This window comes from Bradyrhizobium sp. USDA 327, from assembly GCF_041262065.1.
GTDB classification, from domain to species: domain Bacteria; phylum Pseudomonadota; class Alphaproteobacteria; order Rhizobiales; family Xanthobacteraceae; genus Bradyrhizobium; species Bradyrhizobium liaoningense.
This window is the reverse complement of sequence record NZ_JBGCCW010000001.1, coordinates 6,309,276-6,332,713: the sequence shown is the minus strand read 5'-3', so window position 1 is coordinate 6,332,713 and position 23,438 is coordinate 6,309,276. Positions and strand designations below refer to the sequence as shown.

The window sequence follows — 23,438 nt, the reverse complement described above, 5'->3', positions numbered from 1 at the left end:
GCACGCTACGACAGAGCGCGCGGCTGGCCTTTGCCCCGCGACCTCACAGAACCCTCAAGATTCCCGAATCAATTTTTCGATGATTCATGGGTGGTCGGCTCTTGGAGGGCTGACCATGCCGGGATGGGAAGACGAACTCGAACGCTGGCTGATGCCGTTCTTGGACCGGCTGGGTCATAAGACCCGGCAGCGGATGTGCCCTCTCTATGTTGCGGGATTGATCGGTCCTGGCGATCGCAAGAGCGTTCAGCCGATGGCGGAACGCCTTGCCACGAGCAACTACGACCAGTTGCACCATTTCATTGCCGGCGGTGTCTGGGATGCGACTCCGTTGGAATCTGAACTGTTAAATCAGGCCGACCGGCTTGTCGGCGGCAAGGATGCCGTGCTCGTTATTGACGACACGGCAATGCCGAAGAAGGGCGAACGCTCGGTTGCGCTTCGACAACAACAAATACTGGGTGGCAGCCAGCGCAGTCGGACGACCGGTCGTGGTTCAAGCCTATGCCGATCGCATCGTGATCCGACAGGATGGACGCATCGTCGCCGAGCACCCACGATCCTTTGGCCGCGGCGATACGTGTACGACCCGTGGCATGTTATGTGCCGGTGCTCGCCCGCAAACCCAGCGCCTTGCGCAACGGTGCTCCCTTCAGGGACTGGGTGCTGCCCGCCGCGATCGAGCGGATCCGGCGCAAGCTTGCCAGCACCGACGGCGGCAATCGGCAGATGGTCGACATCCTCAACGCGGTGCTGACTGACGGTCTGCCCGCGGTGGAAGCGGCCTGTGCCGAAGCGCTCAGTCACAGCGTCCATGCCGCCGATGTCGTGCTCAATATCCTGGCCCGTCGACGTGATACGGGGAGGTCAGCGCGCCGTTCGCGTCGGCCTGATCGTTTTACAAGACCGATATGCTGAAATACTGACAGGCTGAGCGGCGTCAAGTCGCTCAGTCTAGCCTATCAATTTAGGTAGGCCACTCACGGCGGCTTTCTCGCTAAACTGCACTTCAGCCCCCGTGGGTAGGGGTTCACGGGAAAGCTGGGTGTGGGTTAGCCTTTTGATCCCAGGGCTAACTTCACGGGGCAGTGCGGATGCGGCAGGGATAGCCCCTCTATCCAAGGCCCCCCAGCCGATAAGGGCGCCGAGTCGCATCCCCGCAGCTTTTGAGCCGATGAGGAAGGCGTATGCTCAAACGACAAATCATGGCACCAAAGGCTAAGCCTCTAAGGCATTTGCGCGCGCGGAAACGGAACCCGACAGCGCGGGACCTTGCTGAAGCGGTCCATTTCGCGACGCGCGTATCCTACAAAAGGTGGCCGACAACGGGCGTGTGGTTTGAGATAAGAGATCGGATGGTCAGAACAGCCGATGGGCAATTCTATCTCATCGAAGATCATCCCATTAAGCTTGGCGGCCATGAAGTCGCACGGCCTTACAGTCTAGCGGGCGTCTTTGCTTGGCTGCAGGATTGCCCGGAGCAGATTAAACGCACTGTTGTTGAAGGCGGTCCGGCTTGAACGGCCCATACGGGTCGCTTTTCGTTTGGTGGATGGGCGCGCAGTCGCGTCAGCTTTTGGTAAGCTAGCACGGATACAGAGCCGCTGTGGTTAACGGGCCGTGGCAGGGACAGCGCAATGGCACCAGAACGGTCAGTGCCGAGTCACGTTGCCCCTAACTCAATTGGCAGTGCGGATGCGGCAGGATAATGCCTCATGATGCCCCCAGGCCGTCAGGCGCCGAACCGCGTTCGCACTGCTTCCGGCTCACGGGCTAAGCCCGTTATGACGGTTATGCCCATTCTGCGAGCGATATGCTCCCGGTCGGCTTCTTCCGCTGTTTTGGGGGCAGCCGTGTTGGAGTTGGCGGCTCGTGGCAGGGACAGCGTTTCCTCTGTGTATGCGTGGGCGATAAGCGCCGAGTCACGTGGCCGCTAACTTCAAATGGTAGTGCGGGCGTGGCAGGGACAGCGCCTGACGCGCGCACGGCGCCGAATCGCGCCCGCACTGCCTGCGATCCGACAGTCGATCATCGGGGGCACTCAAATGCTGTCTGGTTGAGTGTCGTCGGCCGTCGTCTTGAGGTAATTGTGTCGCTTGTGCGTGGCCCAAACCACATCAACCCTGCGGCCATTTTCCTCGACATACAACTCCCATTCGGCGCTCTCGAGATCTTTGACAACCTGATCGATGGATCGCTTCCACGGTTTTACATCCGGGTTTAGTCCGCCCACATGTGATAGTCTTTCGTGAGGAGTCTTTCTGTCCGTCTTTTTCGTGTAACGAATGCGCACGCGTCTCGGCATGCTGGTGTCTCCGTTTCTGCAAGCTGTCGGACCAGCTTAGAGAATGGTCGGAGCAGTAGGGACTGGCCGGTTCTGGTAGTTGTGCCTTGGCGTTTTCCGGTGAATGTATCCTACCGTCAGCTTCTTCCGTCGTGGATGCTGGCTGTGTTGGAGTTAGCGGCGCGTGATAGGGACAGCGGGCATCGTCAACTTAATCGACCGCCGAGCCGAAGGAGGGGATTCTCAGAGGTCGAGATTCGGCGATAGCGCTTGTCATGGAGATCTCGCGCCAAGTCGCAAAGGCTCGCTCGCGCGAAGCACGACGGAAGTCGGCGGTGGCTGCTCCGGGATAGGGGATGCGGAAAAGGTTCGCGACCTGATCGTGAACTGACAGAAACCGTTGAGCCTGATGGGACGATTTGAAACGCTTCATGATCCGCTCGCGTCGCCGCGTCGGCTGATGAGAATTCTCGGCCCGATTATTGAGAGCTTTGTGCTGGCGATGTTCGACGTGAAAGCCCATCTTCGCTCTCGCAGCGCCGTACGAACGCAGCTTATCCGTGATCATCACGCGCGGCGGCGTGCCGGCGGATTTCAAGAGCTTCTTCATGAGCCGCTGCGCAGCGCGCGAGTCTCTTCGGCGCTGGATCAAGACGTCGAGAACGAAGCCATTCTGGTCGACAGCGCGCCAGAGCCAATGTTGTTCGCCCGCGATCGAGATAACGACCTCGTCCAGATGCCATTTGTCACCGCGGGCGGGAGCGCGCTGGCGGATCCGATCGGAGAACGGCTTGCCGAATTTCCGTCCCCACTGGCGCACGGTTTCATAGGTCACGCCAATGCCACGTGCCGCCAGCATTTCCTCGACCATCCGCAAGCTTAAGGGAAACCGGAAATACAACCAAACGGCATAGCTGATCACTTCCGGCGGGAAGCGATGGCGGCGATAAAGAGGGTCCTCGGCAGTCCGCATGCCGCTCGTCTACCCCCTCCGCCGCTCCAATTCGTTAACTTGACGGTACCGTCAGCAGGATATGGGAGCCATCAAGTACCCCCAGTTGCACGACACTCGTTTCATTTGAGGCCGATGTGGGGTCGGGATCATTTGAAAGGGTCTCAATGTCCCATGTCTCGTAGAGATAGTCGCGTACTTTTTTCAGAGCGTCGACGAGGTAGTTCGTAAAAGAATCCGTCGCGCTATGCCGGGTAGGCGTTTTATCAAGATCCGGGATTAGGCGAATGTAGCGCTCGCGAGACGGTGCCAGCACGGTGAAATTGGCGATCCGAGCGCCCTGGAATACGTCGTGGATCACCGTGCCCTGTTGCTCGGCGAGATTTTCGAGATCCACCAGATACGGGTGCATCTCGCGCATCCTCTTTACAAGACCGTCAACCGTATAGAGTCCATGGAAATGTTGCAGGGTTTCTGCTGCGTAAAGCCAGGGACGATTCATCCAAAGGTGTTGAACCTTCATGTTCTTCATCACCTCGACGAGGCCGGTCGCGTGGTCATTGTCCGCGTGCGACAGGACCATGTGATTGATGAAGAAGTTCGCGCCGTAATATCTTCTGATGTGTTCGACGATCTTCGTACCCGTCTCGGTGTATGCTCCATCCACGACGTGGACGAGTATACCGCCGCCGGGGGCGCTATACTGAAGGCAGATGGCGTCTCCGTTGCTGTTGCCAACGGGCAGGAAGTCGATCTCGTACATCTTGCTTTCGCTCGCTTTTGAAGGTGAATGAAATGGAATGGCTCCTCGCCGTCGCCGGAGCTCCCTGGCGCTGCTTAACTGGCCCAGTGACCGAGCACCCATTCCCATTGGCGCCGATCGTAGTCGTAGCGCCAATGCGCCTTGATCCACTTCGTTTTGCCGATGGGCTTGATGGTTTTCATATTTTGAAGGCGATCAATGGGCTTGGGCGGACGGGGAGGGTGGATACGTGTGAACGGCGCCATTGCTGTTTCTCCTTAGTTGACGGTGTAGCGCTTCCAGGGAATGCGCGACGGTGAGATGCGCGAGAGGAAATTCGTGATGTCGCGTCGCCCGTAATACGTCGGTCGTCCGCGACTATCCTGAGCCATCAAGACAACGGGCAAACCGGGAAAGGCCGGCGCAAAACCCGAGATGGTTCGATTTGCCTCCAGCGTGGTGTTCAACACGTGCGGCTTCACAATCACGATTGCGAACGTGACGCCCTGTTCACGGATGACGGCGCCGTCGAACTGCATGGATGTCCTCCTTCAATGTTTCTGCGGACGCGGATCATTGCCGTTGTGGGCGCCGATCTGGCCTTGCCGGTTGCGGATGAGGAGCTCGCAGTGCCGCGGGCCTACGGCATCGGCGGTGTCGCCTTGCCACCCCTGAGCTGAGGCGGTCACCGACGAACGAGACGACGCGCTGGCTTTTGGCCATTCTGAGGCTCCTTGATCGTCAATTAATAGCCAATATATGCACATTACAACAACATTCAATAGCTAAAAAATGATCCATTTTTGTTGACAGAGGGCGAATCGCGAACTATCTTCCGGCCGAGGAGAAGGCGATGAACGCAAAGAGGACCATGACCTTGAATCTGACGGACGCTGAGATGTCGGCGCTCGAGCAGATGGCTGTGGCCAAAGATCTGACCAAGACTGGTGTTTTGCGGCAGGCGCTAAAGCTGTATCAGCTCATTGACGCTCGCATTGCGAGCGGCGAAAAGGTATTCGTTGAGAATGCCCTGACAAAGGAAAAGGCGGAACTCGCCATCCTATGAGCTCGTTGATTGGCACAGTTAAGCTACGGGAAACCGCGACTAATGCCGCGGTCGTCGCGGAAGTTTACGATGGTGTTGATCAAAGCCACCTGGCCAATTGGCAAACCAAATGGAAGCCGATCATCGAGGCAACGCGCCTTCGGCTCGAGCAGCAGGGTGCAAAAAGCGCTCTGCCGCAAAGCAGCCATTGGGAATGGGACAAGAAGGCGGCGCACTTTCAGAAGTTGCTCGCCTATCGAATGTTCGTGGTGGTTTGTCAGGGCGATACGCAAGGTCTGATGGCCGTGGCAACCGATCCCCGTCATCGTACCCGTGTGGCAGATGACAAGGGCCGGACCGGCCTCGGCCTCGCGTATGTCGACTACCTCGAGAGTGCACCTTGGAACCGCCCCGAACACGTTCCGCAGCCAAGGTTTAGAGGCGTCGGAAGCGTCTTGATCGCCGCAGCTGTTCAGCTCAGTCTGGACGAGAACTTCAAGGGACGCGTCGGTCTTCACTCGCTTCCGCAGTCAGAAGACTTCTATCGGACTAATATCGGCATGGCTGATCTCGGCCCAGACAACACCTACGCTAATTTCCCGCTCCGCTACTTCGAGATGACGGAAATCGCTGCGCGAGCCTTCATTCAAGGAGGGAAAAAATGAAATTGAATCTCAGTGATGAATGGTGCCTGGCCGCCGCGGATCGAGAGGGTGATCAAGAAGTTGGCGCCGGCTTTGTGGCTTTCGATCCTCTTGTCAGCAAATCGATTAAAGCCGAGCCGTTGATCGATAGAACAACGGAGACTGCGCACTTAGCTTTTGGTCGTCTTGTCAATTTACTACGAAGACGACAATCATACACAATAGAGAGACTAGCCCAACGTGCGCGTGTCGATATTGATGAGCTGCTATTGATCGAAAAAGATCACGAATTTCGCCCTGAGCCTCGGACTGTGCACCAACTCGCCGAAGTTTTTCATTTGCAGCCACGAGCTCTATTACTGCTTGCAGGATCGTCCATACCACGAGGCGATCTACTCCAAGAGGTCGTAAAATTCGCCGCTAGTTCTGAGCCAGTGGCCAAGCTATCAAGTGAAGAAGCAACTGCCGTGGAGCACTTCGTTGCTGTTCTAACGGAATGGGCAGAAAAGGATTCGCCCGAAAAGTGAAAAATGCATTTTTGAGAAGACATACTGCAGAAGACATAGACGGCCAAATTGCCAAAATTCTTCGAGGCCTTGGCAACCCTGAGCCTCCACTCCGTATCGAAGATGTGCGTGAGTTATTGCGGCTCGATACCAAATTTTACAGCTCGACCGACGCCGGAATTTTTCGCGAGACGATCAGTCGTATGTTCGTTGGTGCTAAGCAGGTCATCAATCGGCCATCGCTGCTTGGCGATGCTCTGACCAAGTTTCAGCTCAAGGCGCTGTGGATCCCCGATCACAAGCGTATCCTAATCGATAGCAGCGTACCGAAGATCAAGCATCGCTGGATAGAGGCACACGAGGTAACGCACTCAGTGCTGCCCTGGCACCGCGATTGCCTTTTTGGCGATACGGAGCAAACGCTCACGCCGTCCTGCCACGAAAAGTTAGAGGACGAGGCCAATTTTGGCGCAGGTCGGTTGCTGTTTTTGGGTGAGCGGTTTTTGCGTGAAAGTGCAGATTTAGCCATTGGACTCGATGCCGTGCGAGCGCTTTCAAAGCGCTACGGCAATACACTTACTTCAACCTTATGGCGCTTTGTCGAGTGCCTCGGCGACGAACGCCCCCTGGTCGGACTCGTTTCCGTCCATCCGCGTCGTCCTGTTCAAAGCATGGTCGCAGTGCCAGTGTGTCGCTACTTCATTCGTTCTCGGGCGTTTGACGCGCAGTTTCCGAATGTGAACGAAAACGACGTGTTTGAGATCGCGAAACTCTATTGCGGACGTCAGTCCGGCGGGCCTCTAGGCGAGGCGCAAATAACGCTGACAAATGCTCGCTCCGAGGCCCGCGCCTTTAAGTTCGAAACGTTCTACAACGGCTACGATGCGCTAACGCTGGGTGCATACAGCGAGCCCTGAAGTAACCTTCTGTGTCATTAACATCGGATGAGCGCATTGCCTCGCCTTAATTGTTACCGGATGCTAAGCCGTTGCCTCACGTAAATTGCTCCCCTGGATCGGGGACGAGCGGGGGCGCAGATGGGGCGGCTGAGCATGGCAACGCGGAAGGAACTGACGGCGGCGGCAGGCGTGCGTTATCGGCATTCGGATCGCGCGAAGAAGGCGCGAATATTAGACGAGTTCGTCGACATCACTGGGTTTCATCGCAAGCATGCGATGCGACTACTTCGAGGCCAGGAAGACGCACGCCCAGGCCGACGGCCGCGACGTCGGATCTATAATGAGGCAGAACACAACGCGCTCGTGCTCCTTTGGGAAGCGTCGGACCGGATCTGCGGGAAGCGGCTGAAGGCGTTAATGCCTGCGCTGATTGAGGCGATGGAACGGCATGGCCACCTCGATCTTGCCCCCGAGATCCGCGCCAAGCTTTTGGCGATGAGCGCCGCGACGATTGACCGCGTATTGGTGCCGATCCGAGAAAAATTGGGTCGCAAACGCCGGCGGCACACAGCGCATTCTCTGCGTCGCAGTGTTCCAATACGGACGTCGGCGGATTGGAACGATCCGGCGCCAGGATTCGTCGAGGCTGACCTTGTAGCGCATAGCGGACCATCTGCGCGCGGCAGCTTTATCCAGACCCTCGTGCTCACGGACATTGCTACCGGCTGGACAGAGTGCGCTCCCCTGATCGTGCGTGAACAGACGCTGTTGAGCACGGTGCTGACGGAATTGCGCAAACATTTGCCTTTTGCGCTGCTCGGCCTCGACACTGACAATGATACGGTGTTCATGAACGAGACGCTGAAAGGCTATTGCGAGGCAGCCAACATTGTCTTCACGCGTTGCCGTCCCTACCGGAAGAATGACCAGGCGTTCGTCGAGCAGAAGAACGGCGCGGTCGTGCGCAGGATGGTCGGCTATCGTCGGTTCGAAGGCCCGGAAGCGGCCGAGCTGCTGGCAGAACTCTATCGAGCAGCGCGGCTGTTCGTAAACTTCTTCCAACCCTCGTTCAAGCTGATAGCCAAGCAGCGCGACGGTGCTCGTGTGCGCAAGACATACAGCGCGCCGGAAACACCCCACCAGCGCCTGGCCGCCGACGCCCGCACGCCTGACGCAGTCCGCCACCATCTCCAAGAAATCTATGCCGCTCTCGATCCGGTCGCGTTGTTGCGCGACATCCGCGACGCCCAGGAGCGCCTCGCGGCCCTCGCGGATACCCAACCAATCGCCCATCCTGCTGCGGCATGGCAATCGACCGATCGCTTCCTGGCAAGCCTGCGAACGGCCTGGAAGGACGGAGCTATGCGACCGACGGATCGGCCAATCGTGAAGGCGAAAAGAGGCCGGCGTCGTCCCGACCCGCTCATTCGCGCAACGCCAGATTTGCGAAAATGGTTTGAAGTCGAACCCTGGCGGACTGGCAGCGAACTGCTCTCCCGGTTGCAGGTGGAATATCCTGAAGCCTATCCGAACAAGCTTCTTCGAACGCTTCAACGTCGACTTAAATCCTGGCGCAGCGAGCAAGCGAACGCGTTACTGTTCGTTCCTACTGAGGAAACGCTTCCGGGGTATGAGGTCACAACACCCCAATGATGTGCCACCGGAGGAGGCCGGGCGCTCCGAAACCCGGCCATCTCCGCACCCGGCCTCCTCCTCAACTCAAGCCGGGAGCAAATTAAATGAGGCAACCGATCGCACTCGGGAGCATCGATATGTGAGGCAATACGTCTTCCCACCCAGATCGTCGCGCTATAGTCGAGCCGCGCTTCGTCTGCACCGCCTGCGCCGGGCGCGGCGCAGACGTACGACCGGATTTCAACTGGAACGCAAAAGGGCCGATCGGCGGCATGGGCTATCGGTAGCCACCTTAAAAACGGCCCCGGCCATGGGGGCTTTTGAAGTGTGGAGCCGGGGCCGTTGGAGGTGACCTTTGCGGTAATGGGGTCGCCAGGTGGTGACGAGCATAGGAAAAACCGGCAATCGTTCTGTCCACTTGTGCCCAAAGCAGTATAGTTCCTCATCGGGAACGGAACCGATCGCAATGAAGGACATGCAGGCTCAGTTAGAAAAGCTCCGCACGGATGCCGCCGAGTGCGCCTTGATCCGCGATCTTGCTACTGAACCCAAGAAGCGAGAACTGTTCACAAGGCTGGCCGAGCATCTGACAGTTCTGGCCGACGAGGTTGAACACGCCATTGCTGCCGCGAGACTTGAGCTGAAGCGGAAGGAATGACGGAACGAGGCTGGGGTCGGCGTTTCGAGGATCCGATCACGATCGGCGATCGCATACTGGTGACGCAGCTCGACGCCGGCGAGTACATCGCCGCGTTGCCGAAGAAAGAGCACGCCGCATCGGAATGGCAAGCCGCGATGAAGGTGGAGGCCCGAGTATGTTTGCCAGCATCGGGGTCATGCGGGCATTGAACCGCCACCACGTCCCGGAGTTTAACCCGAAGGGCAAAGAGCCTCACTGGGGACGACGCAAGCTGAAGCGGGATCAATGAAGAAGCCGCCAACTGATGGGGTTGTCTAATCGCTGCTGGGACGTCAAGCATTTAGTTTCGTCAAGAGACGCTGCCGGGTGCATGGTTGTCTTCGCGGTCGACATTGGTCGCCGCATGATGGAGCTTCGCGGACGAGCCTTCAATGTGGACTACGCACTTTGCTGAGTCAGCAGTGCAACCCCATCAGCGGAATGGCTCGGCTCACGTCCCGGCAGGGACACCTTAGGCGTTCAGGTTCTGAACGCTATCCGAGCTTATGCGGCGGCTCCGGCATTCGGATTGAACAGCTCGCCGGTCTTAAGCATCGTATGCATTATCACCGCCAGTTTCCGTGCCACAGCCACGGCGGCTCTTTTGAAGCCGATCCTCTCCCGGAGCTGCCGTCCCCACGTCCGCAGAGCGCTGTCGGTTGAGCTGCGCGTCAGAATGACCGCTGCCGCTTCATACAGAAGCCCACGCAAATGGCGGTCGCCACGTCGGGATATATGGCCATCATAATCGACTTCTCCGGATTGGTAGCGGCGCGTTGTCAGGCCGATCCACGCGCCAACAGATCGGGATTTCCTGAAGTTGTCAGGCTCCTCAATAGCTGTGGCAAAAGAGGTTGCGGTTGTCTAATCGCTGCTGGGACGTCAAGCATTTAGTTTCGTCAAGAGACGCTGCCGGGTGCATGGTTGTCTTCGCGGTCGACATTGGTCGCCGCATGATGGAGCTTCGCGGACGAGCCTTCAATGTGGACTACGCACTTTGCTGAGTCAGCAGTGCAACCCCATCAGCGGAATGGCTCGGCTCACGTCCCGGCAGGGACACCTTAGGCGTTCAGGTTCTGAACGCTATCCGAGCTTATGCGGCGGCTCCGGCATTCGGATTGAACAGCTCGCCGGTCTTAAGCATCGTATGCATTATCACCGCCAGTTTCCGTGCCACAGCCACGGCGGCTCTTTTGAAGCCGATCCTCTCCCGGAGCTGCCGTCCCCACGTCCGCAGAGCGCTGTCGGTTGAGCTGCGCGTCAGAATGACCGCTGCCGCTTCATACAGAAGCCCACGCAAATGGCGGTCGCCACGTCGGGATATATGGCCATCATAATCGACTTCTCCGGATTGGTAGCGGCGCGTTGTCAGGCCGATCCACGCGCCAACAGATCGGGATTTCCTGAAGTTGTCAGGCTCCTCAATAGCTGTGGCAAAAGAGGTTGCGGTTGTCTAATCGCTGCTGGGACGTCAAGCATTTAGTTTCGTCAAGAGACGCTGCCGGGTGCATGGTTGTCTTCGCGGTCGACATTGGTCGCCGCATGATGGAGCTTCGCGGACGAGCCTTCAATGTGGACTACGCACTTTGCTGAGTCAGCAGTGCAACCCCATCAGCGGAATGGCTCGGCTCACGTCCCGGCAGGGACACCTTAGGCGTTCAGGTTCTGAACGCTATCCGAGCTTATGCGGCGGCTCCGGCATTCGGATTGAACAGCTCGCCGGTCTTAAGCATCGTATGCATTATCACCGCCAGTTTCCGTGCCACAGCCACGGCGGCTCTTTTGAAGCCGATCCTCTCCCGGAGCTGCCGTCCCCACGTCCGCAGAGCGCTGTCGGTTGAGCTGCGCGTCAGAATGACCGCTGCCGCTTCATACAGAAGCCCACGCAAATGGCGGTCGCCACGTCGGGATATATGGCCATCATAATCGACTTCTCCGGATTGGTAGCGGCGCGTTGTCAGGCCGATCCACGCGCCAACAGATCGGGATTTCCTGAAGTTGTCAGGCTCCTCAATAGCTGTGGCAAAAGAGGTTGCGGTTGTCTAATCGCTGCTGGGACGTCAAGCATTTAGTTTCGTCAAGAGACGCTGCCGGGTGCATGGTTGTCTTCGCGGTCGACATTGGTCGCCGCATGATGGAGCTTCGCGGACGAGCCTTCAATGTGGACTACGCACTTTGCTGAGTCAGCAGTGCAACCCCATCAGCGGAATGGCTCGGCTCACGTCCCGGCAGGGACACCTTAGGCGTTCAGGTTCTGAACGCTATCCGAGCTTATGCGGCGGCTCCGGCATTCGGATTGAACAGCTCGCCGGTCTTAAGCATCGTATGCATTATCACCGCCAGTTTCCGTGCCACAGCCACGGCGGCTCTTTTGAAGCCGATCCTCTCCCGGAGCTGCCGTCCCCACGTCCGCAGAGCGCTGTCGGTTGAGCTGCGCGTCAGAATGACCGCTGCCGCTTCATACAGAAGCCCACGCAAATGGCGGTCGCCACGTCGGGATATATGGCCATCATAATCGACTTCTCCGGATTGGTAGCGGCGCGTTGTCAGGCCGATCCACGCGCCAACAGATCGGGATTTCCTGAAGTTGTCAGGCTCCTCAATAGCTGTGGCAAAAGAGGTTGCGGTTGTCTAATCGCTGCTGGGACGTCAAGCATTTAGTTTCGTCAAGAGACGCTGCCGGGTGCATGGTTGTCTTCGCGGTCGACATTGGTCGCCGCATGATGGAGCTTCGCGGACGAGCCTTCAATGTGGACTACGCACTTTGCTGAGTCAGCAGTGCAACCCCATCAGCGGAATGGCTCGGCTCACGTCCCGGCAGGGACACCTTAGGCGTTCAGGTTCTGAACGCTATCCGAGCTTATGCGGCGGCTCCGGCATTCGGATTGAACAGCTCGCCGGTCTTAAGCATCGTATGCATTATCACCGCCAGTTTCCGTGCCACAGCCACGGCGGCTCTTTTGAAGCCGATCCTCTCCCGGAGCTGCCGTCCCCACGTCCGCAGAGCGCTGTCGGTTGAGCTGCGCGTCAGAATGACCGCTGCCGCTTCATACAGAAGCCCACGCAAATGGCGGTCGCCACGTCGGGATATATGGCCATCATAATCGACTTCTCCGGATTGGTAGCGGCGCGTTGTCAGGCCGATCCACGCGCCAACAGATCGGGATTTCCTGAAGTTGTCAGGCTCCTCAATAGCTGTGGCAAAAGAGGTTGCGGTTGTCGCACCGATGCCCGGAATCGACATGAGGATGCGGCAAGCCTGACTCTCGCGCGCATCCCGAACCAACTGGCGACCGAGTTCGGCGGCGCGGATGCGAATGCCACGCCAGGCTTCCAGCATCGGAAGCACGATGGATGCAAGTCCGTCCTGATCAGCCAGAAGGTTCCGGACGTTCTTCTCGAAGGTGCTTCCCTTTCCGGCGGGAACAAGCAGACCGAAGGTCTTCATGACGCCGCGGATCTGGTTCGAAAGCTCGGTGGTGATCCGGACCAGCCGCGTGCGCGCCGCGACAAGCGTGCGGGTCAGCATGCTGTTGAATCCCTTCACGCGCACCTCACGAAAGAACCCGACTTCCGCGAGCTGCGCCAGACCATCGGCGTCGTTCGCGTCCGTCTTGTTCGCCGCCATATCGAGCGCCGCTTTAGCATGGCGCGCATCGACGCAGATCGCCGGCAATCCTTCGGTGCGCAAAGAATGATAGAACCATACCGACAGCGGTCCCGTCTCGAACACCACGCGTTTCACGGCCGGCGCCCGCTTGCGGATGAGCGCGGCGATGACACTGGGATCAGATGCACACTTGCCGCGCCAGATCCGTTCACCTGCTCGACGGATCGAGACCGCCGTCTCTTTCATCGATACATCGAGACCGATATACTCTTCCATGGCTGTTCTCCATTCGATGCTTGGGCCCGGCGTCCAGTCGTGAGCCCGTATTTCCATCCTATCGGGGAACAGCCACCCTCCAAAAGACTATTGACTGTCTTTAGGGCAACTCGCTCCTGCGATTACCCCATGTGGATGGCCCCCTCTCGCGGCATCGAGTGCCATAATGGTGGTCGTCGAAGATCACCAGTAATGGGAGCCATCCATGGGCAATATTACAGCAATCGGTCTTGATCTGGCAAAGAAGGTTTTCCAGGTGCATGCGGTTGATGAGGCGGGGAGCGTAATCATGCGCAAGCAACTGCGACGAGGCCAAGTTCTCGCTTTCTTTGCAGGGCTTCCGTCGTGCCTCGTCGGGCTGGAAGCCTGCGCGACGGCGCATCATTGGGCGCGCGAGTTAACTGCGCTCGGCCATGTGCCACGACTCATGCCGCCTGCTTATGTAAAAGCCTATGTAAGGCGCAACAAGAACGACGTGGCCGATGCCGAGGCGATCTGCGAGGCAGTTAGACGTCCATCGATGCGCTTCGTGCCGATAAAAACGACGGAGCAACAATCGGCCCTCATGATACATCGGGCTCGCGATTTGCTGATCCGTCAGCGCACCATGCTAGTTAATGCTCTGCGTGGGCACTTGGCCGAGTTCGGTCTTATTGAGGCGCAGGGGCTGCACAAAGTGGCGAAACTGATCGCAATTGTCCTGGATGAGGAGGACAGGCGTATATCGGATATTGCCCGCCAGGTGCTGACGGTGATCGTTAGCCAGATCGAAGATACTCAGACCCGGATCGCAGGACTCGAGAAGCAGATCCTAGCATGGCATAAGAACAATCCAGTCAGCCAACGTCTGGCCACTGTCCCGGGAATAGGGCCGATCATCGCCACCGCGATTGCAGCAACTGTTGCCGACCCAAAGACATTCTGCAGCGGTAGAGAGTTCGCCGCTTGGCTTGGGTTGGTACCGCGACAAAACTCCACCGGTGGCAAAGCGCGTCTCGGCCGGATTAGCAAACGAGGTGACAGTTATCTCCGCCGCCTGCTCGTTAACAGTGCTCACACCGTGCTGCTCTGTTCGAAACAGGCCAAGGCCGACCCTTGGCTAAGGTCCTTGCTCAGTCGAAAGCCAAGACTAGTTGTCGCAGTCGCCTTGGCCAATAAAACGGCACGCGTAGCTTGGGCGATTATGAGCAGACAGGACACCTACCGCAACGCAGCATTGGCGGCATGACCCGCTAAGGAGCGTGCCGCCAGCTTGCGAGAGTGAAAACACGTGATGGCAGAGTCGGTCACCCGACGGATCGAGAGAAACCTGACCGCCTCAGTGGCGTTCGAACCCGGCCAACTGATAAGGCCTCGATCCGCGGAATCCATCAAGGCCAGCGGTTAGGTACGACACCGCGCACAAAGGCCGGACACATGACTGCAAGCGACCACTGCTCATCACGAAAATAATTCTTGCAAGACGGGGGCCATCCACACATGCCCTTGCGGGATTCAAGTTCGATCCGGCGAGATCCCGCCGAACAATCAGGGCACGTCACGTCGCCTTTCTTCATGTGACAGTTATGATGCAGGCTACCGCAGGGGTCAAAGGTTAGTGTTTGCCTGACGGAACGCAGCTGGGACCAGTACGCCCCGAATGGGAAAAGCCGCAGCGTGGTTCCAGCCCCACTGCGGCATTCCCGGAATAACAAAAAAATTAGTGCTCAAATCGCGCCGGTGTTCCTTCAGTAGAACACCCCGTTCCGAAAATGGAGTCCGGACAACTACCGGACTTCGGTTTTCTACGTATTGTCACTTGGAGGGCCGACATGGCAGGGCATGGCAATTCCAGCCCCAATGCTCCCGGTTGCCGATCCAATTGCGGATTTGAGCGCCGGGAGTGCTAGGCCCGCCAGCGTGAACCGGTGCCCACCGTAAATTTCCCAAGGTCAAAAAAAAGAACCGCCGACCTTGGTAACTAAGGCCATCAGCTGAGGCTGCCTTACCTCTGCTCGTTCCTCGCACGGGAAGCCAGTCTATCCAGCTGGCCAGCCAAACCCACGAAACTTCGGGCGATGTTTTTCAGGACGGCGGCGCGATCCTTGGAAATGCCGCTCACGCCAGAAAGTCTCTTGTAGTGGTTAGCCTGCTCTCGGCACTCAGCAATGTTGATCAATGGCTCAGCCTTCCTGTTGCCCGCGCGGGACGTGGGATCGCCTTTCCCCGCTGGCTTGCCTTCTACCATGTTAGGCCCTTAAATCAGGTTCGGACACTGGGTTAGATACGGACAGCGCCGGCTCGAGTTTTGAAAAGGAACACAACGGTGGGCGTCTATGTGAACACCGCCAAGCAGGTCGGCGACGTCGATCACATCAAGTCTTCGCGACGGTGGACGCCGCGGAACGATGGTTCGAGGAGAACGACCCGGAGGGCGTCGCGTTCGAATACGATGTGATCGAGTGACGTGGAGCGGAAAATCAGCGCCACATCGTTGGTGGGCTCAGGGCCTCGCGACCCGCCGCTTTCAACGCGTCGGTTGAGAGCTGTCCATGTGCCGCAGCATCGAGCAGCTTCGAAGCAACGTACGCTCTGGCGCCCGTTTCGCTTACAGGAATATTTTCGCAAACTTCGTCGAGCACCGCCCTGAGCAGCGCAGTCATTTCAGCATCAAACACGCCGAACTCCCGAAATTGAGAGGATACTGAACGCTGCACAAGCGGAATATATTCGCTTGGCAGCGTTCGCCGCGTATTCCGGTCTGGGCTCCGAAATCCCAGCGCCTGCAAAATTGGCACCTGTACGTCAAAGTAATGTGACAGCTTCCTCGGCCACATCAACGGGCGTTTGCAGGGCCTCCCCAAAGGCCCTTACCAAGGAAGATAGAGCGCGACGAACAGCCCGAGGCCGGCAAGAAGTATTGCCCACGCGACGGCCTGACGATTGCGAAGCGGAGCCACGGTTCATTTGCGAGCCTTCTTACGAGACTTTCGCGTAACCGAGGCCGCAGGATTTGACACGTCTAACACAATGACGTCGAAGAGCGTCTTCGCGTCATCGGATAGATCCCCAACCAACATCGCTTCTAATTCGGCGGCTGTCGTTGGGACAATCCCACCATTCGGCCGAACAGGCATAGTCGACACTTCATCTCAGAAAAAAACCAAATAGCCTCCCATAGGCCCGGGCGACGGGCTCGGTGCCAGGCGTCGTGCGTCGCTCGCTGTTGGGGCGTCATCGCGGCCAGGCGCTCGGCGCGCTGTTTGGCATATCTCTGTTGCTGCCGAACCTTGCGGTTGAACCGCGTCGCGCCGGCGGGTGTTGAGGCGTCCCCGTACTGTGGCAGATGCCAAGCCTTTCCGATCCGAAACGACAGATACGCATGCCCCTTGACGACGTTGCGCTCGACGTTTGGTGGCAGTTTGCGAGGCATGGCCTACCTCTCCCAACCAACATCGGCGTCAACGCCGGTCGCGTGCTCTTCCCCGTGGTGAGGCAGAGCGTCGATCGCGACATCGAGTTCGCGAACGTCCCAAGCCAGTCGTCTCGTACCCGGAATGACCCGCGGCTTGGGCATGCCTCCCGCCGTCACGAGAAGGTCAAACGTGTTCGGGCTAACCGAGGCATATGCTGCGGAGGCCTCACGATCGATTAGGCGCGGCGGCAGAGTTGGCGGCAATGCAGCTTGACGTGCCACTACCGCTTCTCCCCATCCTCCATTTCGAGAGCGACTGCCCCAACTCGGAGATCGGCTGCTTTTAATGGCGGCATTCCGCCGCTTCGCGGCGCTGACGACAGAAAGAGCATTGCGGTCATCATGCCAATGATGTGTAAACAGGTGTGTAATATGAATGGCCCTCTGGGGCTATCTAGCTGATTTTATTGTATTATTTTTCTGTAAATGGCGCTCCCTAGCGGAACAAACTTATTAAGCCTTTTAAATGCCTTAGCTAGCCGGTTAGCCAGCAATTCGCCCACTGTAATCGTTGACGAAATTCTACTACTGGCAACCCGCACACCAGAGGATGAGTGATGCTGCGCGCGGGCCAATGGCCAAGTGAGGCCCCAGCACAACCGTACAACCGGATAAATCGCTTTTAGGTTGAAAGTGGAACAAAACGGGGGCTGCGTCGGTTGGCGGCCCAAATAAAAGGCCCCAGTCCGGGGCTGGCAGAGACTGGAGCCTTTGGGAGCCTGAGCACGCGGTGAGCGACGCGTTCGGCTAGCAGTGACTATCCTCTGCTCATTCTATCCAAATTGATAGGGGCCGCTCGATGGCGGCCCCCTGCCGGTCGCAATTTCGTTCGTAATGAAAACCAGCCCCGGCAACAGAAAATTAAAATCAGCATCAGCCCGGAATCAAGTGTCCTAAATCGTCGCAGGGGGCGTCCTATTGAGCCCCCGCAGGCGGCGTTTTTTATTGGGTGCTCACCCCCACTTTCCCTGAAAATTCGTATTTGGGTTCATGGGCATCAAAACCACCAAGCTTAGGAACGGCACGCGGGTTGACCGGCGTCGAGGAGGCGACCTATCCATACGATTTTTCTTGGGCCAGCCCTTTAGTGCTTTGGCCCTGCCAACCCTACTGTTCTTTATGGGTCCAACCAACTGCGGAGGCTTTTTCATGGACAATCGAGCAAGGCGTCGCGCGTGGGCAAATTGCGTCATGTCGGACCCACGTCAAACGGACTTTGACAGGCGGCTTGCGCTGGCAATCGCCGGCATAGACCGGCGTGGAATCGTATTCTGCCAGATGGACGGCGAGTTTTTCTTCGAGCCAGCGGCAAGGCTAGCCGCCAACTAACCTTCATAAGGATTGAGATGAGAATTATTGGACTACGCCCCGCACGAACGGGTGCGGGAGCTATTGCGCACGTCGATGTCGAGACGGTCGAAGGTATCAAGATTTACGGCGTGAGGGTTTCGCGGGCGGCGGATGGTTCGTACCGCGCGTTTGGTCCTGACAATGAGCGTGGCCGCACCTGTGCGTTCCACCACGACATAGCCAACAAGATTGCCCTCCTTACCGTCGCAGGACTGTCGCAGCATGAACGTTTCGCAAGCTAACTCTGTCGACGCCCACCCGATTCAGACTAACGAAACGCGCGACGTTACCTTCGGCATCTATGACATTCTGACCGACCATGGCCACTGCCTCGCTGACGTGGTGCTTGCGCCGGCTGGTGAGGACGGCGAGCCCGATTGGGCCAAGGCCGACCCAGCCAACGTCCGGGCATTGCCTTCCGATGAATGGCCGGAGGACGAGCCTTCCGCCCGCGCTGCCTGCGTTCTTGTCAGCAACGTCGCCGGCTGCGACCCGGACGCAACATTCCTGATACGGCTGGCTGACGGCAAGCCCGAGCTAATCCACATCCATGGACCAGAGTCCGACCGCGCTGTTGCCGAGTCGATTATCGCTCGCGATATCGGGGCCGAGCCACCCAAGCGCGAGCCAACCAACCTACAGAAGGCGTCCGCGCTTCTGCGGGCGCGGCTGTTATCCAAACCGACACCGGCCAACGACAACAGCCTGTCGCCATCGAAGCTGGACTCGTGGGGCAAGCTAACCTTCACCTGGTTCGATGACATCGGCACCGAGGCGAAGAAGGAAACCGTCGTCAAAGGCATGCTTGGCGCTGGTGAGTTCACGATGATTAGCGGCCTGCCAGGCTCTGGAAAGTCGGTTATCGTGACTGACCTTGCCTGTCATATTGCGGCTGGCCTGCCATGGATGGGCAGGAAGGTGAAACAGGGCTTGGTGGTATATGTCGCTGCTGAGCGCAAGAAACTGACCGAGCGGCGCATGATGGCGTTCCGCAAGCAGCACGGCGTCAAAGACCTTCCGCTCCTCGTGCTCGGTGGCCTGATAGATATGACCACCGGCACGCTTCACGCCACAGCGATTGCCATGGCAGTCAAAAAGGCAGCGGAGAGAGCTGGCTCCGGAAATCTGGACAGGGCGGTAAGTGGAGTTTCTGCCTGACGGCGGGCAAGATTGTCCCGCGAATCAGGAGAGACGATGAGCAGACGAGCCCGCCGGCAACACGCACCGGCATTCAAGGCCAAGGTGGCGTTAGCGGCGATCAAGGGCGAGATGACGCTGGCCCAGCTGGCTGAGCATTTCGACGTGCACCCGAACCAGATCACGCAGTGGAAGTCCCAGCTTCAGGAGGCGGCGGCCGAGGTGTTTGGTCCTGGCGGTGGCAACAGAGCGAGCGAGTCCGCGGTAGACGTGAAAACGCTGCACGCCAAGATCGGGGAGCTGACGCTTGAGAACGATTTTTTAGAAGGCGCGCTCAGCAAAGCCGGCCTGCTGAGCGCAAAGCGATGATCGACCGTGAGCACGACCTGCCGATCACCAAACAGGCGGAAGTTTTGAAGATCAGCCGTGGCAGTATCTATTATCTACCACGTCCGGTGTCGCCCGCCGACCTCGCGATCATGCAGCGGCTTGACCGGCTGCACCTGGAGTTTCCTTTCGCCGGTTCGCGAATGTTGCGAGACCTGCTGGCTGCCGAGGGGTGCAAGATCGGCCGCCGGCATGTCAAAACGCTGATGCGGCGGATGGGGATAGAGGCGCTCTATCGCCGGCCGCGTACCACCAAGCCCGAACCCGGGCACAAGATCTATCCGTATCTGCTGCGCGGGATGGAGATCACAGGCCCGAACCAGGTCTGGGCGATGGACATCACCTACATCCCGATGGCGCGCGGCTTCGTCTATCTCGCGGTGGTGCTGGACTGGTTCAGCCGCCGGGTGCTGTCGTGGCGCGTCTCGATCACTATGGAAGCCGCATTCTGCGTCGAGACGCTGGAGGACGCTCTCGCTCGCCATGGCAAGCCGGACATCTTCAATACCGACCAAGGCTCGCAGTTCACGGGCGCCGCGTTCACCGGCATGCTCGCCAGTCATGGCATCGCCATCAGCATGGACGGTCGGGGCGCCTGGCGCGACAACGTGTTCGTCGAGCGTCTGTGGCGCAGCATCAAATACGAAGAGGTCTATCTGCGCGCCTACGACACCGTGTCCGACGCCCGCGCCTCGATCGGCCGATACCTCGCCTTTTACAATGGCCGGCGTCCCCACTCGAGCCTTGACGGCGGCACCCCCGATCAAGCTTACTTCAGCCCGCTGCCGTTCCGCGCGGCAGCCTAACTCTGGCAGAAACTCCACTTATCGACGCGGAATTGCTGTTCAGATAACCGGGGCCAGCTCTGAGATAACTGGCCAGCCCTGTGTCTGGATTATCATCGACACGCTGACGCGCACCTTCGGGCCGGGGGACCAGCATCAATCGAAGGACATGGCCAAGTATGTCCGGTCCTGCGACACGATTATTGCCGATACTGGCTCGCACCTGACAGTGGTGCATCATACCGGCTGGGCTGGCGAGCGCGGCAAGGGTGCTATCGACCTGGACGGCGCGGTTGATGCGTCGTTCATGGTCAAGAAGAACGCGGCCGGCCATGTGCTTGAGTGCGACGGCACCAACGACGGCGAGGAAGGCGTCATCTGTAACTTCCGCATGGAGTCCGTGAATCTCGGCGCGGACGAGGACGGCGAGCCGATTACTGCGCCTGTAGTGGTGAAGTCTGCGGACGTTGCTGGCTTTGCCAAGGTGGCAAGCCAAACCGTGCAGGCCCAGGCAGAGACCGATTTGATGGAAATCCTGACCGAGCTTTCAGGGGGCGGGCACCCTGTCGGCGGTGGCATGTGGCAAGCGAGATATCACCAGATGCACCCCGAGGTGAAAGAGAACACCATCGCGTCAAGGTTTAAGCGAGCCATCAAGGCGCTTGAAGAAGCAGGTCGCGTCAAATCGACCGGCATCCCGAAGGTCTACGTCCCGACCGAGGTGCAAAATCTAGGTGCAAGCGAGGTGCATGCACCTGATGCACTTGCACCTGCACCAAGCGACCAATCAGAAGGCTAGGTGCAAAGGTGCAGGTGCACACCCCCTTTAGGGTGTGCACCAATGCACCTGCACCTGCCGATGGTGAACTTGAATATTTCTTACAATCAATCCGGCGCAACCTATGGGCGGGCAATCCCAGAGCACCCAGCCATCGCTGCGACCATCATTCGATCCGGCGGGACAGCCGGACGAAACCAAGAGCCAAAAAGGCCAGTACGTCACGTCCCAGGAGATATTTCACGTGAACCGCTCCCAGCTCATTCCAGGCCTCCACAAGGCCGGCGATACCATCACGCTGCGCAGCATCAATGCGTGGTCAGAACTAACGGGTAAGGCGCTAATTGCCGATAACGACAATCACGCTGAACCAGCGCGGCCTATCAACAAACCCACTACGCCCGAAGGCACCATCGTCGAAACCCTGATGGAAACCACGAGCGCCGAAGATTTGATTGCAATGTACGAGGAGGACGAGAAGGCGAAGAAGGATCCAACCTTCGAAAAGAAGCTCCCCCCGTACAGCAGGGCCATGCACGTCGAACGGTTCCGCCGCCCGCGTAAAGCCAAGGCCTCGCCAGCCCAAGCTAATACCCAGACAGTCGAGGACGTCATAGTCCGAAGTATCGACGAGGGCCGACTTAGGACCAAAATGGGCAAGCACGCGAAAGTGCTAGATGCGGTTCTCGATGACAGTACAGCTGCCGAGATCGGCGAGCTGGTTGCCGGGCCAGGTAGCAGCAAGCGCACATACGAGGGAATCGGCAAACAAGCGGTGGTCCGCGCCGCGCGAAAACTGGCCGAGCTTATGGCTGCCTAGCCGTTTGCGCCAATCGTAGGTTTCGCTGCCAGAGATATGAGGCCACATTTTGTGGTCGACGTGACGTGCACAACTTCGGCGCCGGCTCGATCCCGGCCCGCCTTTTTTACCGGCCTTGAGCCGCGAAGCCGCTGCATGCGGCGTTTTATTTAACCCTCCAATCGCAATTTCAAACATAGGAGACTGGCCGAGTGGCCATCTTGAATCACGTGCTCGACGCGATCGAGCGCCATATCGGCTTTCCACGCTCGCGAAGCAATGGAATTGCTCGCAGGCTTCAGGAGTCCGACCTTTTGCCCTCGGGCGCACCTGGCGTCGCCCCGGACCTGGATCAGGACAATGTCCTCGATCTGGTTATTGCGCTCGCCTCTGACACCGAGTTGCACACGGCCGCGGACGCAGTCCGCGCGTACCACTCGATGACACCCGGTGGTGTCAACCTGGATGGGGCCCCCCAGTCGATTCCCAACGCGCCGATCGCTGTTGCGATTTTGGTCGAGGACGCACGCGCTGGCGTTCCGGAGGCTCGCAAATCTCAGGTCGAGATCGCTCACAAATCAAGCGCTCTCGCGATTCACAAACCGGACGGTGGCGTCGGGCGGTTCTGCATGCCCGGTCTCGACGCCGCTCACTGGCCATCCCGAGGCCATCACCGATCAACCACCGTCAGCGTGGCCGCGCTTGCGGATGCACTCGACAAACTTTTTGGAGACGACAAGTAATGGCCCCGTTGAAGACGAAGACCACCGACGAATTCCGCGTTCCCAGCCTCGCGGAGGCTGACAGCTCGTACGCCGACCTGATCGCGAAACGCATGGAATTGGAGCAGAGAGACTCTAAGCTCAACAGCGAGCGCTCGAAACTGCGCGGTAAGATCGAGGCGGCCAGGGCGGCTGGTGGGAAACATATCTCGCCCGGCGTGGCCGCGCTGCTCGGTGACGATCCTACTGACAGCATTGCCGATCTGTCGCGGCAGCTCCGCGAGGTCACCTCGGAGATAGCAAACATCGAGTCAGCCCGGGAGGTCCTGCATAGGCGCACAGACGAAGCGCGGAACGTAGCCTCAAAGCTCGTGTGCTTCACCGTGATGCCAGAGTACCAGCGCCGTTTGGGTGCGGTATGTGACGCCGCTCGCGCGTTGGAAGCAGCCCGAGAGGAACACGACGCACTGCTGGACGATCTGGAGCGCGAGGATGTGCGCCTCGGTTATCTGCGGCCAGTGCGCGCGCACTTCTTGGGCGATCGGCGCGAGGGCAAGGTTCACTATTTTCTGAAGGAAGCGAAGGAGGCGGGCTTCAATGTCTAAGGGCACAGAGAGAACATCGAGCGCGGCCGATCGGAATGCGGTGCGTCGCAGTGTAAAACTGCCTGGCGAAAAACGACACTCCGAATGCTCGGACTCACCAGCCGTAATTGCGCGCAGGTTAATGCAAGCGAAACGTGAGAAGCGATTGC

The 23,438-nt window shown here is 58.5% G+C and carries 22 protein-coding genes and 6 pseudogenes; 17 read left to right on the top strand and 11 right to left on the bottom strand.

Annotated features, from left to right (window positions below):
* Positions 1-79 precede the first annotated feature (79 nt).
* Both ABIA42_RS29935 and ABIA42_RS29930 read left to right on the top strand, forming a co-directional pair.
* A pseudogene (locus ABIA42_RS29935) lies at positions 80-451 on the top strand (transposase); the annotation flags it as partial.
* Positions 435-858, top strand: a pseudogene (locus ABIA42_RS29930) (IS21 family transposase); the annotation flags it as partial. The pseudogenes ABIA42_RS29935 and ABIA42_RS29930, both read left to right, overlap by 17 nt.
* Before the next feature lie 1,183 nt (positions 859-2,041).
* Here ABIA42_RS29930 and ABIA42_RS29925 read toward each other — a convergent pair.
* From ABIA42_RS29925 to ABIA42_RS29905, 5 genes are all read right to left on the bottom strand, one after another.
* Entirely contained in the window at positions 2,042-2,305 is a 264-nt protein-coding gene (locus tag ABIA42_RS29925; RefSeq protein ID WP_370118401.1) for a DUF3892 domain-containing protein, read from the bottom strand.
* 190 nt (positions 2,306-2,495) lie between these two features.
* Positions 2,496-3,257, bottom strand: a complete 762-nt coding sequence (locus tag ABIA42_RS29920; RefSeq protein WP_370118404.1) for an IS6 family transposase — start codon at positions 3,255-3,257, stop codon at positions 2,496-2,498.
* 34 nt (positions 3,258-3,291) lie between these two features.
* Positions 3,292-3,999 carry a hypothetical protein gene (locus tag ABIA42_RS29915; RefSeq protein ID WP_370118407.1) on the bottom strand — a complete coding sequence of 236 codons (708 nt, stop codon included), beginning with the start codon at positions 3,997-3,999 and terminating at the stop codon, positions 3,292-3,294.
* 74 nt (positions 4,000-4,073) lie between these two features.
* Positions 4,074-4,244 carry a hypothetical protein gene (locus tag ABIA42_RS29910; protein ID WP_370118410.1) on the bottom strand — a complete coding sequence of 57 codons (171 nt, stop codon included), beginning with the start codon at positions 4,242-4,244 and terminating at the stop codon, positions 4,074-4,076.
* 12 nt (positions 4,245-4,256) lie between these two features.
* Entirely contained in the window at positions 4,257-4,517 is a 261-nt protein-coding gene (locus ABIA42_RS29905) for a hypothetical protein (RefSeq protein ID WP_370118413.1), read from the bottom strand.
* A 15-nt stretch (positions 4,518-4,532) separates the two neighbouring features.
* Between ABIA42_RS29905 and ABIA42_RS29900 the strand changes: the two genes are divergently transcribed.
* From ABIA42_RS29900 to ABIA42_RS29865, 8 genes are all read left to right on the top strand, one after another.
* The gene (locus tag ABIA42_RS29900; protein ID WP_370118416.1) at positions 4,533-4,658 is read left to right on the top strand and encodes a hypothetical protein; all 126 of its coding nucleotides are present in this window, start codon (positions 4,533-4,535) and stop codon (positions 4,656-4,658) included.
* Between the two features lie 173 nt (positions 4,659-4,831).
* The gene (locus ABIA42_RS29895; RefSeq protein WP_253595214.1) at positions 4,832-5,044 is read left to right on the top strand and encodes a transcriptional regulator; all 213 of its coding nucleotides are present in this window, start codon (positions 4,832-4,834) and stop codon (positions 5,042-5,044) included.
* Positions 5,041-5,688 carry a GNAT family N-acetyltransferase gene (locus ABIA42_RS29890; protein WP_370118419.1) on the top strand — a complete coding sequence of 216 codons (648 nt, stop codon included), beginning with the start codon at positions 5,041-5,043 and terminating at the stop codon, positions 5,686-5,688. The genes ABIA42_RS29895 and ABIA42_RS29890 overlap by 4 nt, the downstream gene beginning before the upstream one ends.
* Positions 5,685-6,194, top strand: coding sequence for a helix-turn-helix transcriptional regulator (locus ABIA42_RS29885; protein ID WP_370118422.1), 510 nt, complete (start codon positions 5,685-5,687; stop codon positions 6,192-6,194). Before ABIA42_RS29890 ends, ABIA42_RS29885 begins: the two co-directional genes overlap by 4 nt.
* A complete protein-coding gene (locus ABIA42_RS29880) occupies positions 6,191-7,090 on the top strand; it encodes an ImmA/IrrE family metallo-endopeptidase (RefSeq protein ID WP_370118425.1) in 900 nt (299 codons plus the stop codon). The genes ABIA42_RS29885 and ABIA42_RS29880 overlap by 4 nt, the downstream gene beginning before the upstream one ends.
* A 120-nt stretch (positions 7,091-7,210) precedes the next feature.
* Positions 7,211-8,725 carry an ISNCY family transposase gene (locus ABIA42_RS29875; RefSeq protein WP_370118428.1) on the top strand — a complete coding sequence of 505 codons (1,515 nt, stop codon included), beginning with the start codon at positions 7,211-7,213 and terminating at the stop codon, positions 8,723-8,725.
* A 448-nt stretch (positions 8,726-9,173) separates the two neighbouring features.
* Positions 9,174-9,365: a hypothetical protein gene (locus ABIA42_RS29870; RefSeq protein WP_370118431.1), complete on the top strand. Its 192-nt coding sequence runs from the start codon at positions 9,174-9,176 to the stop codon at positions 9,363-9,365.
* Positions 9,362-9,556, top strand: coding sequence for a hypothetical protein (locus tag ABIA42_RS29865; RefSeq protein WP_370118433.1), 195 nt, complete (start codon positions 9,362-9,364; stop codon positions 9,554-9,556). The genes ABIA42_RS29870 and ABIA42_RS29865 overlap by 4 nt, the downstream gene beginning before the upstream one ends.
* Before the next feature lie 334 nt (positions 9,557-9,890).
* On the opposite strand, the pseudogene ABIA42_RS29860 reads toward ABIA42_RS29865, so the two are convergent.
* The 5 genes and pseudogenes from ABIA42_RS29860 to ABIA42_RS29840 all read right to left on the bottom strand — a co-directional run.
* Positions 9,891-10,247 (bottom strand): annotated as a pseudogene (locus ABIA42_RS29860) (transposase); the annotation flags it as partial.
* Between the two features lie 232 nt (positions 10,248-10,479).
* Positions 10,480-10,836: pseudogene (locus ABIA42_RS29855) on the bottom strand (transposase); the annotation flags it as partial.
* A 232-nt stretch (positions 10,837-11,068) separates the two neighbouring features.
* Positions 11,069-11,425: pseudogene (locus ABIA42_RS29850) on the bottom strand (transposase); the annotation flags it as partial.
* A 232-nt stretch (positions 11,426-11,657) separates the two neighbouring features.
* Positions 11,658-12,014 (bottom strand): annotated as a pseudogene (locus ABIA42_RS29845) (transposase); the annotation flags it as partial.
* 232 nt (positions 12,015-12,246) lie between these two features.
* Entirely contained in the window at positions 12,247-13,272 is a 1,026-nt protein-coding gene (locus ABIA42_RS29840) for an IS110 family transposase (RefSeq protein ID WP_370118436.1), read from the bottom strand.
* A gap of 205 nt (positions 13,273-13,477) precedes the next feature.
* Here ABIA42_RS29840 and ABIA42_RS29835 point away from each other — a divergent pair, with 205 nt between their 5' ends.
* The gene (locus ABIA42_RS29835; protein WP_370118439.1) at positions 13,478-14,500 is read left to right on the top strand and encodes an IS110 family transposase; all 1,023 of its coding nucleotides are present in this window, start codon (positions 13,478-13,480) and stop codon (positions 14,498-14,500) included.
* A gap of 1,231 nt (positions 14,501-15,731) precedes the next feature.
* On the opposite strand, the gene ABIA42_RS29830 is transcribed toward ABIA42_RS29835, so the two are convergent.
* The gene (locus tag ABIA42_RS29830) at positions 15,732-15,929 is read right to left on the bottom strand and encodes a hypothetical protein (protein WP_193560862.1); all 198 of its coding nucleotides are present in this window, start codon (positions 15,927-15,929) and stop codon (positions 15,732-15,734) included.
* A 2,369-nt stretch (positions 15,930-18,298) separates the two neighbouring features.
* Here ABIA42_RS29830 and ABIA42_RS29825 point away from each other — a divergent pair.
* The 6 genes from ABIA42_RS29825 (at position 18,299) to ABIA42_RS29800 (ending at position 23,289) form a co-directional block, all read left to right on the top strand.
* On the top strand, positions 18,299-19,234 hold the full coding sequence (locus tag ABIA42_RS29825; RefSeq protein ID WP_370118442.1) for an AAA family ATPase: 936 nt from the start codon (positions 18,299-18,301) through the stop codon (positions 19,232-19,234).
* 36 nt (positions 19,235-19,270) lie between these two features.
* Positions 19,271-20,406, top strand: a protein-coding gene (locus ABIA42_RS29820; RefSeq protein ID WP_085973330.1) for an IS3-like element ISBj3 family transposase whose coding sequence is annotated in 2 segments (ribosomal slippage) — positions 19,271-19,529 and positions 19,529-20,406 — 1,137 coding nt in all. Because the reading frame shifts where the segments join, the coding sequence is not laid out codon by codon here.
* Complete coding sequence (locus ABIA42_RS29815) at positions 20,321-21,184, top strand: AAA family ATPase (protein ID WP_370118445.1); 864 nt, start codon at positions 20,321-20,323, stop codon at positions 21,182-21,184. The genes ABIA42_RS29820 and ABIA42_RS29815 overlap by 86 nt, the downstream gene beginning before the upstream one ends.
* Before the next feature lie 103 nt (positions 21,185-21,287).
* Positions 21,288-21,983: a hypothetical protein gene (locus ABIA42_RS29810; protein ID WP_370118447.1), complete on the top strand. Its 696-nt coding sequence runs from the start codon at positions 21,288-21,290 to the stop codon at positions 21,981-21,983.
* A 191-nt stretch (positions 21,984-22,174) separates the two neighbouring features.
* On the top strand, positions 22,175-22,705 hold the full coding sequence (locus ABIA42_RS29805; RefSeq protein ID WP_370143692.1) for a hypothetical protein: 531 nt from the start codon (positions 22,175-22,177) through the stop codon (positions 22,703-22,705).
* Positions 22,705-23,289: a hypothetical protein gene (locus ABIA42_RS29800; protein ID WP_370143691.1), complete on the top strand. Its 585-nt coding sequence runs from the start codon at positions 22,705-22,707 to the stop codon at positions 23,287-23,289. Before ABIA42_RS29805 ends, ABIA42_RS29800 begins: the two co-directional genes overlap by 1 nt.
* Positions 23,290-23,438: the final 149 nt, after the last annotated feature.